Below are 8,020 nucleotides of genomic sequence, written 5' to 3'. Positions count from 1 at the left end.
GGGCGGGTGCCTGGTCGCCGTTCGCGCTGCGCAGCGCGATTGATCCCGGCGGGAAGAACAACTGGCAGCCCGCAGCGATCGCGGGCGCCGCCCTGGTGATTCTGCTTGCCACGGCGGCGGGCGCCGCGCGCCGCCGCGACCTGGGGGCCGGACTGATCCGCATCGGGCCGGGCCGGCACCGTCCACTGCGGGTTCGCGGACCGATGACGCTCGCGCTGCGGCGCTCGCGCGGCCAGCTGCTGGCGTGGGCGCTGGCCGCCGCCGCCATCGCCGGGGTGCTCACGGCCATGGGCGAGAACATGGTTGAACTGGCCCGGCAGGGAGCGGTGGACGGCGGCACGTTCAGCTCGCTGCTGGGCGGTGGCGATCCAGGCACGGGATTCCTGGGTTACATCGGCGTGCTGGTGGCGGCCCTGGCCTGCACGCAATCGGTGGCGCTGACGGGACGCTTCGCGGCCGAGGAGTACTCCGGGTTGGTTGAGGCGCAACGCTCCACCGGCACCGGGCCGGCGCGGCTGCTAATCGGCCAGTGTCTGGTCGCACTGTTCGCAGCGGGGCTCACGCTCGGTGCGGCCGCTCTGGTCGCGGGGCTGGTGGGACACGCGCTGCTGGACACCACCGCCGATGACGCGCTGCGGCTGGTCGCCGGCCAGTGGCCCGCCGCAGCGGCCTGCACTGGCGTCACCGCGCTGCTGGGTGGCGCCTGGCCACGGCTACGGTGGCTGGCATGGGCACCATTGCTCGCAGGGCTCGGAATCGCCCAGCTCGGCCCCAGCCTCGACCTGCCGCAGTCGATGATTGACGCAGGGCTGTTCGCTCAGGCGGGCGATCCAACAATGGTCTGGCTGGTCCTGGTCGGCGCGACGGGGACAATGGCGGGCGCGGTGGTGGCGCACCGCCGTGACCTGCACCCGGCCATCGGGCGGCAGCCTGCCGGACGTGGGCTGCAGTCTGCCTTCGCCTACGCGCGTCTCAGACGTTGAAACCGAGGGCGCGCAGCTGGTCGCGGCCCTCCGGGGTGATCCGGTCCGGGCCCCACGGCGGCAGCCACACCCACTGCACACGCACCTTGTCGACGATGAACCCGAGCGCCTGCTGGACCTGCTCCTCGATCACGTCGGTGAGCGGGCAGGCGGCGGTGGTCAGGGTCATGTCGAGCACGACGGTGCCGTCGGGCTCGATCGAGATGCCGTACAGCAGGCCGAGGTCGACGACGTTAATGCCCAGCTCGGGGTCGACGACGTCGCGCAGTGCCTCCTCAATGGCGGCGACGTCCACGTCCGCGACGCTGGTGGGCGCGTGCTGCGCGGCCATCGGGTTGGTGGCCGGAGCGGTCTCGCTCATAACTCCTCCTGGTGGATTGAGACAGGGGCTGTGGTTTTGGGGCGGCCGGGCGGAAGCCCGCCGCACAGGCGGTTTCAGTCCGCCTTGGCGGCGTCCAGCGGGACGCCTGCCTTCAGCAACGCATCCTTGAGCGCGATCCATCCCAACAGCGCGCACTTAATGCGATTGGGGTACTTGGACACGCCCTCGAAGGCGGCGGCGTCCTCCAGCTCGTCCAGCACCGAGTCGTCCACGCCGCGGCCGCGCGAGTGCATGAGGGCATCGAAGTCGCCCTCGAGCCGCGCCACCGTGGTCAGGTCGGCGCCGTCGACGAGGTCGTGCATGATGGAGATGGAGGCCTGGGAGATGGAACAGCCGTCCCCCTCCCAACCGACGGCTTCGATGCGTCCGTCGCGCACGCGCACACCCAATGTGACCTCATCCCCGCAGGTCGGGTTGACCTGGTGGGAGGTGGAGTCCGGGGCCTCCAGCGCCCCGGAGCCGTGGCGCTCTCGCGAGTGATCGAGGATTACCTGCTGATAGAGCTGATCAAGATCGTTCATGTTCACCTCTGGAAGTATCCGCGGACGGAGGCGACGGCTTCCAGGAAGCGGTCGATCTCCGCGGGTGTGGTCACCGGGCCGAAGGATATCCGTGAAGAAGACGGCACCCCGAAGTGGGCGTGGACCGGCTGGGCGCAGTGGTGGCCGGTGCGCACCGCTACACCGGCGGCGTCCAACACCTGACCGACATCATGCGGGTGCACCCCGTCGAGCGTGAATGCGACCACGCCGACGCGGTCGTGGGCATCGGCGGGACCGAGCAGACGCAGCCCGGGCACCTCCGCCATGCCCCGCAGGGCCCGGTCGAGCAGCACCTGTTCGCGGGAGTGCAGCCGCCCCAGACCCACCTCGGCCAGGTAGTCGACGGCGGCGTGCCAGCCGGCGGCCTGGGCGAGCGGCTGACTGCCGGCCTCGAAACGCGCGGGGGCAGGCATGTAGGTGGAGGAGGCCATGGTGACGGTCTCAATCATGGACCCGCCGGTGAGCACCGGCGGCATCGCGTCCAGCAGCTCCTCGGTGGCCACCAGGGCACCGATACCGGTGGGGCCCAGCATCTTGTGGCTGGAAAGCACCATCGCATCCACTCCGGCCGCGGACAGCGCCGCGAAGTCCAGGGGCAGGTGCGGAGAGGACTGACAGGTGTCCAGCACCACCAGGGCGCCGGCGCTGCGGGCGGCCGGCAGGATGCCCTCCAGCGGGGTGACCGCGCCGGTGACGTTGGAGGCGTGAGTCAGCGCGAGCACCTTGGTGCGGTCGGTGATGACGTCGACCGTGCCCAGGTCGATGCGCCCGTCCGCGGTCAGGTCCAGCCAGCGCAGGATGGCGCCGGTGCGGGCGGCCAGCTCCTGCCAGGGCACCAGGTTGGCGTGGTGCTCGGCCACGGTCACGACGATCTCGTCGCCGGGGCGAAGGCGCAACCGGGCGGAGGGGTCGGTGGCTCCCGCGGCCGGCCCGCCGTGGCCGGCGGGCCGGGACAGGCTGGCGTGCCCGATGGCCAGGGCCACCAGGTTGATGGCCTCGGTGGCGTTCTTGGTGAACACCAGTTGGCTGCCGCGGGCGCCGACGAAGGCGGCGACGGCGTCGCGCGCGTCCTCCCACACGGCGGTCGCCTCGTCGGCCAGCTGGTAGGTGGAGCGCCCGGCGGCACCGTTGGACCGGCGGTAGAAGTCGGCCTCCGCGAGGATGACGCCGACCGGCTTCTGACTGGTGGCGGCCCAGTCGAGGTAGGCCAGCGGCTCACCGTTGCGGGCCGGACGCTCCAGGTAGGGGAAGTCGGCGCGTAGAGCGTCGACCTCGGCAGCGGTCAGCGGCGCGTCCGCGCCGGGAGCGTCACCCACCTGGCTCTGGGGCGACTGGGGCGTTTCAATCATTTGCGTTTGGTCTCCTGCGGGGGCTGGTGCTGGCGAGACGCCGGCGGATTGGGGCTGTTCAGGCGACGAAGCGGTCGTAGCCCTCTTCCTCCAGCCGGTCGGCCAGGTCCGGGCCGCCCTCCTCGGCGACGTGCCCGTCCACGAACACGTGGATGTGGCTGGGCTTGATGTAGCGCAGGATGCGCGTGTAGTGGGTGATCAGCAGGAAGCCGGCGTCGGAGGAGTCGTGCAGGCGGTTGACGCCCTCGGAGACGATGCGCAGGGCGTCGATGTCCAGGCCGGAGTCGGTCTCGTCCAGGATGGCGAAGCGGGGGCGCAGCAGTTCCATCTGCAGGATCTCGAAGCGCTTCTTCTCGCCGCCGGAGAAGCCGGCGTTGACGTCGCGCTGGGCGAAGGCGGGGTCCATGCGCAGGTTCTCCATGGCCTGGTTGACCTGCCCGATCCACTGGCGCACCTTGGGGGCCTCGCCGTCGATGGCGGTCTTGGCGGTGCGCAGGAAGTTGGAGACGGTGACGCCGGGGACCTCCACCGGGTACTGCATGGCCAGGAACAGGCCGGCGCGGGCCCGCTCATCGACGGTCATGTCCAGGAGGTTCTCGCCGTCGAGCAGCACCTCGCCGTCGGTGATCTCGTAGTCGGGGTGGCCGGCGATGGAGTAGGCCAGGGTCGACTTGCCGGAGCCGTTGGGACCCATGATGGCGTGCACTTCGCCGGAGGCGACGGTGAGGTCGACGCCCTTGAGGATGGGCTTGGGGCCGTCGTTGGTGGCGACCTGGACGTGGAGGTTCTTGATCTCGAGGGTACTCATCGCTGCTTGTCTTCTTCTTTATCCGTGAGGCTGATTGGTGGATGGTCTGCCGGGGTGGCCCGGACGGGGTGACGCGGGGCTACTCGGCCGCTGTGGCCTGTTCGCGGGCGGAGACGAGCGCGTTCAGTTCGAGCTCCTGCTCGATGGCGGCCATGAGCCGTTCCTCGACCTCGGGCACGCGGATCTCTGCGACGATCTCGTTGAAGAAGCCAAGTACCACCAGCCGGCGGGCCTCCATCTCCGGGATGCCGCGGGCGCGCAGGTAGAACAGCTGCTCGTCGTCGAAGCGGCCGGTCGCGGAGGCGTGGCCGGCGCCCACGATGTTGCCGTTCTCAATCTCCAGGTTGGGGATGGAGTCCGCCTTGGCGCCCTGGGTGAGCACCAGGTTGCGGTTGAGCTCGTAGGTGTCGGTGCCGCGAGCGCCGGCGCCGATCAGGCAGTCGCCCACCCACACCGAGTGCGCCCCCTGCCCCTGTAGGGCGCCCTTGTAGGCCACCCGCGAGTAGCAGTGCGGCTCGGTGTGGGCCACGTAGGGGCGGTGCTCCTGGTGCTGGCCGGCGTCGGTGAAGTACACGCCGTAGGCGTCGATGTGGCCGCCCTCGCCCTTGAAGCCGAGGTCGGAGCAGATACGCACGTCTCCGCCCAGGGAGACGACGACGTGCTTGAGGGTGCCCCGCCCCTCCACACGCAGGCGGTGGTTGGAGGCGTGGATGGCAGCGTCCTCCCAGCCCTGGATGGTGACCAGGGTCAGTTCGGCGCCGTCGGCGACGGTCGCCTCCACCGTCTGCGTGAGTGCCGCGGTGCCGCGGTGGTCCAGAACAACCGTGGCAACGGAGTCGCCCAGGGCCGCGATGCGGATGTGCTGGGCGGCGGGGTGCTCCAGCCCCGTGTCGGTGCCCGTGGTGGTCACGCGCACGGCCCGTTCCAGCCCGGCGCCCGCCGGCAGGGTGACGACCGTGGCGTCGTGGAAGGCGGCCCAGGCGACGACGCCGGTGCGGTCCACGGGGGCGCCGACGACGCCCAGCCGCGGGTCGTCCCGGGAGACGGTCTCGACGCCGACTCCCGCCGGGGCGTCGATGTCCACGCTGAGCGGGTTTGCGGCGGTGCCGGCGGTGACGGCGTCGAGGTCGAACAGTGGTGCGAAGCGCTTGATCGGGGTGAAACGCCACTCCTCTTCGCGTCCATGCGGCGCGGGGATGTCGGCCGGGTCGAAGGAGGTGGGCCGGTCGGCGCGCGAGGAAACGTAGCGGCGCTGGCCGTGCGAATGTGCCCCCTCGAGCGCTGCACGCGAGTGGTCGGTTTTCAGTTCGGGCATTGGTGCTCCTTGCCGGCGCTTTGCCGGCGGCTCGTGGTCGGGGAGGGTACGGGGACGGCGTCAGCCGACGGAGTTCTCCATCTGCAGCTCGATGAGCCGGTTGAGCTCCAGGGCGTACTCCATGGGCAGCTCGCGGGCGATCGGCTCGACGAATCCGCGCACGATCGTGGCCATGGCCTCCGTCTCGGTCAGTCCACGCTGCATCAGGTAGAACAGCTGGTCGGCACTGACCTTGGAGACGGTGGCCTCGTGCCCCATCTCGACGTCGTCGGTGCGCACATCCACATATGGGTAGGTGTCCGAGCGGGAGATCTCGTCCACCAGCAGCGCGTCACACAGGACATTGGACTTGGAGTGCCGGGCGTTCTTCTGAATCTGCACCAGACCGCGGTAGCCGGAGCGGCCGCCGCCGCGGGAGATCGACTTGGAGACGATGTGGCTGGAGGTGTGGGGCGCCATGTGGATCATCTTGGCGCCCGTGTCCTGGTGCTGGCCGGCACCGGCGAAGGCGATTGACAGCGCCTCGCCGCGGGCGTGAGGCCCCATCAGGAATACGGCCGGGTACTTCATGTTCCGCTTGGAACCGATGTTGCCGTCCACCCACTCCATGGTGGCGCCCTCCTCGCAGGTGGCGCGCTGGGTGACCAGGTTGTAGACATTGTTGGACCAGTTCTGGATGGTCGTGTAGCGCACGCGGGCGTTCTTCTTGACGATGATCTCCACGATGGCGGCGTGCAGAGAGTCGGTGGAGTAGATGGGGGCGGTGCACCCCTCCACGTAGTGCACGTAGGAGCCCTCGTCGGCGATGATCAGGGTGCGCTCGAACTGGCCCATGTTCTCAGTGTTGATGCGGAAGTAGGCCTGCAGCGGGATCTCGACCTTAACGCCCGGCGGCACGTAGATGAAGGAACCGCCCGACCAGACGGCGGTGTTAAGGGCGGCGAACTTGTTGTCGCCGGCGGGGACCACAGAGCCGAAGTACTCCTTGAACAATTCGGGGTACTGCTTCAGGGCGGAGTCGGTGTCCAGGAAGATGACGCCCTGCTGCTGAAGATCCTCACGGATCTGCTCGTAGACGACCTCGGACTCGTACTGGGCGGCGACACCGGCCACGAGCCGGTCGCGCTCCGCCTGAGGGATGCCGAGCCGGTCGTAGGTGTTGCGGATGTCCTCGGGCAGGTCCTCCCAGGAGTTGGCGGGCTTGTCCGTGGAACGGACGAAGTACTTGACCTGGTCCAGGTCGAAGTCGGACATGTCCACGCCCCAGGTGGGCATGGGCTTGCGCTGGAAAATGTCGTAGGCCTTCAGCCGCTTCTGCAGCATCCATTCGGGTTCGCCCTTGAGTGCGGAGATCTCGCGCACCACCTGCTCGTCCAGGCCACGCCGTGCGGACAGGCCGGCGGCGTCGGAGTCGTGCCAGCCGTACTCATAGGTCTCAGAGATCGAGTCGATGATCTCGTCGTCGCTACTGCGCACGCTTTCCGTCACGGGTGCTGTCATCAGTTTCCTTCCGTTACGCGGGGCCGACGGCTCCGCTGGTCTGCCGCCCGGACCGCGCGCTTGCGCAGGGTGGGCATGGCGATGGGTACATGGGTGGTGCATACGTGCTCGCCGCCCGCGAGAGTGGCCAGGCGTTGCACGGGGACGCCGAGTAGGCGGGCGAAGGTGCGGGTCTCGGCGTCGCACAGCTCATGGAAGTGCCCGGCGACGTCGCGCACCGGACAGTGGCCCTGGCACAGTTGCACCGCGAAGGTGCCGTCGCCGACGTCGCGGACGGTGGCGGCGTAGCCGTCCAGGGTCAGGGCATCCGCCAGGGCGCGCGCCCGGTCGGCGGGATCCTTGCCGGCGGCTTCCACGATCGGCATGTAGCGGCGCTCCAGATCGCGTCCGCGGGAGGCGGCGAAGGAGTCGATCGCCTTCTCCCCGCCGACCTGAGACAGGTAGGACAGGGCGCGGTTGGCCAGTTCCGAGTAGCCCTCGCCGAAGGTGGTGCGGGCGTCGGGAGTGGCGACGTAGAAGCGTGCCGGGCGGCCGCGACGGCGTTTGCCGTTGGCAGCGGGGGCGTGGGCCTCGATTTGCCCGGCCTGCTCCAGCGCGGTGATGTGGCGCCGCACGGCCGCGGGGGTCAGGCCCAGGACCTTGGCCAGTTGTGCGGCGGATACGGGGCCCTTCTCGGCGATAAGGTCAAGGACTCGGGAGCGGGTTGAGTCGTCGTCGGTCTGACTCATGGTTGACTCCTCTCCGCGGCTGGGCGATGCGGCAGCGGGGCCCCGGTTGGCTCCGCCTGTGTGCACCAGATTTTAACGAACATCTTCGTTCTCAAATTCCGGTCTCGCAAGTTTCCGCCGCGACGTCAGCAAGTGCGATGGAGCACGTTGACGCCGGGGAGCTCGCTTCCACTACTCGCCCGGACGAATGCCCGGACAAAGTATGGCCGTGAGAAACGGCGCAACTCTGCCGCAGCCGACGCCGGGTGGCACTTGGAGTGCGCCGACCTGTGCTAACTTACCCGGCCGTTGACCCGCCGCCATTGAACGTTTCAGCTGAGCGTTTCAGCCTCATGCTGCGTCTGTCGGCGGCCGAGATCACCAGCCCGCGGTTGGACGCCGTGTCCACCGTCCTCCCCGTCTCAGCCGGAGCG

7 protein-coding genes and 1 pseudogene are annotated in these 8,020 nt (G+C 69.4%); 1 reads left to right on the top strand and 7 read right to left on the bottom strand.

Translation table 11 applies throughout. The features are described 5' to 3' along the window. A pseudogene (locus DRB06_RS16020) lies at positions 1 to 983 on the top strand (hypothetical protein); the annotation flags it as partial. Here DRB06_RS16020 and DRB06_RS03610 read toward each other — a convergent pair. The 7 genes from DRB06_RS03610 to DRB06_RS03580 all read right to left on the bottom strand — a co-directional run bounded on the left by DRB06_RS03610 (position 973) and on the right by DRB06_RS03580 (position 7,607). Next, the gene (locus tag DRB06_RS03610) at positions 973 to 1,344 is read right to left on the bottom strand and encodes a metal-sulfur cluster assembly factor (protein WP_073331699.1); all 372 of its coding nucleotides are present in this window, start codon (positions 1,342 to 1,344) and stop codon (positions 973 to 975) included. The pseudogene DRB06_RS16020 and the gene DRB06_RS03610 overlap by 11 nt on opposite strands. Positions 1,345 to 1,418: 74 nt before the next feature. Next, the gene (gene sufU / locus DRB06_RS03605; RefSeq protein WP_073331697.1) at positions 1,419 to 1,886 is read right to left on the bottom strand and encodes a Fe-S cluster assembly sulfur transfer protein SufU; all 468 of its coding nucleotides are present in this window, start codon (positions 1,884 to 1,886) and stop codon (positions 1,419 to 1,421) included. Between the two features lie 2 nt (positions 1,887 to 1,888). Beyond that, positions 1,889 to 3,256: an aminotransferase class V-fold PLP-dependent enzyme gene (locus DRB06_RS03600; protein ID WP_108967351.1), complete on the bottom strand. Its 1,368-nt coding sequence runs from the start codon at positions 3,254 to 3,256 to the stop codon at positions 1,889 to 1,891. Positions 3,257 to 3,314: 58 nt separating this feature from the next. Continuing rightward, a complete protein-coding gene (gene sufC / locus DRB06_RS03595; protein ID WP_108967354.1) occupies positions 3,315 to 4,064 on the bottom strand; it encodes a Fe-S cluster assembly ATPase SufC in 750 nt (249 codons plus the stop codon). Positions 4,065 to 4,143: 79 nt separating this feature from the next. Continuing rightward, positions 4,144 to 5,379, bottom strand: coding sequence for a Fe-S cluster assembly protein SufD (gene sufD / locus DRB06_RS03590; RefSeq protein WP_111819148.1), 1,236 nt, complete (start codon positions 5,377 to 5,379; stop codon positions 4,144 to 4,146). 60 nt (positions 5,380 to 5,439) lie between these two features. Further along, positions 5,440 to 6,879, bottom strand: coding sequence for a Fe-S cluster assembly protein SufB (gene sufB / locus DRB06_RS03585; protein ID WP_111819147.1), 1,440 nt, complete (start codon positions 6,877 to 6,879; stop codon positions 5,440 to 5,442). After that, entirely contained in the window at positions 6,879 to 7,607 is a 729-nt protein-coding gene (locus DRB06_RS03580; protein WP_108967359.1) for a metalloregulator ArsR/SmtB family transcription factor, read from the bottom strand. The genes sufB and DRB06_RS03580 overlap by 1 nt, the downstream gene beginning before the upstream one ends. Between the last annotated feature and the right edge of the window lie 413 nt (positions 7,608 to 8,020).

The organism is Actinomyces sp. Z5 (assembly GCF_003287795.1).
Lineage (GTDB): Bacteria > Actinomycetota > Actinomycetes > Actinomycetales > Actinomycetaceae > Actinomyces > Actinomyces glycerinitolerans.
This window is presented reverse-complemented; position numbering and strand designations above follow the sequence as displayed.

Excerpts from the sequence above, each read along its gene's own strand:
- DRB06_RS03580 (WP_108967359.1), bottom strand. The coding sequence starts at position 7,607 with ATGAGTCAGACCGACGACGACTCAACCCGCTCCCGAGTCCTTGACCTT.
- sufD (WP_111819148.1), bottom strand. The coding sequence starts at position 5,379 with ATGCCCGAACTGAAAACCGACCACTCGCGTGCAGCGCTCGAGGGGGCA.
- sufB (WP_111819147.1), bottom strand. The coding sequence starts at position 6,879 with ATGACAGCACCCGTGACGGAAAGCGTGCGCAGTAGCGACGACGAGATC.
- DRB06_RS03610 (WP_073331699.1), bottom strand. The coding sequence starts at position 1,344 with ATGAGCGAGACCGCTCCGGCCACCAACCCGATGGCCGCGCAGCACGCG.
- sufU (WP_073331697.1), bottom strand. The coding sequence starts at position 1,886 with ATGAACGATCTTGATCAGCTCTATCAGCAGGTAATCCTCGATCACTCG.
- sufC (WP_108967354.1), bottom strand. The coding sequence starts at position 4,064 with ATGAGTACCCTCGAGATCAAGAACCTCCACGTCCAGGTCGCCACCAAC.
- DRB06_RS03600 (WP_108967351.1), bottom strand. The coding sequence starts at position 3,256 with ATGATTGAAACGCCCCAGTCGCCCCAGAGCCAGGTGGGTGACGCTCCC.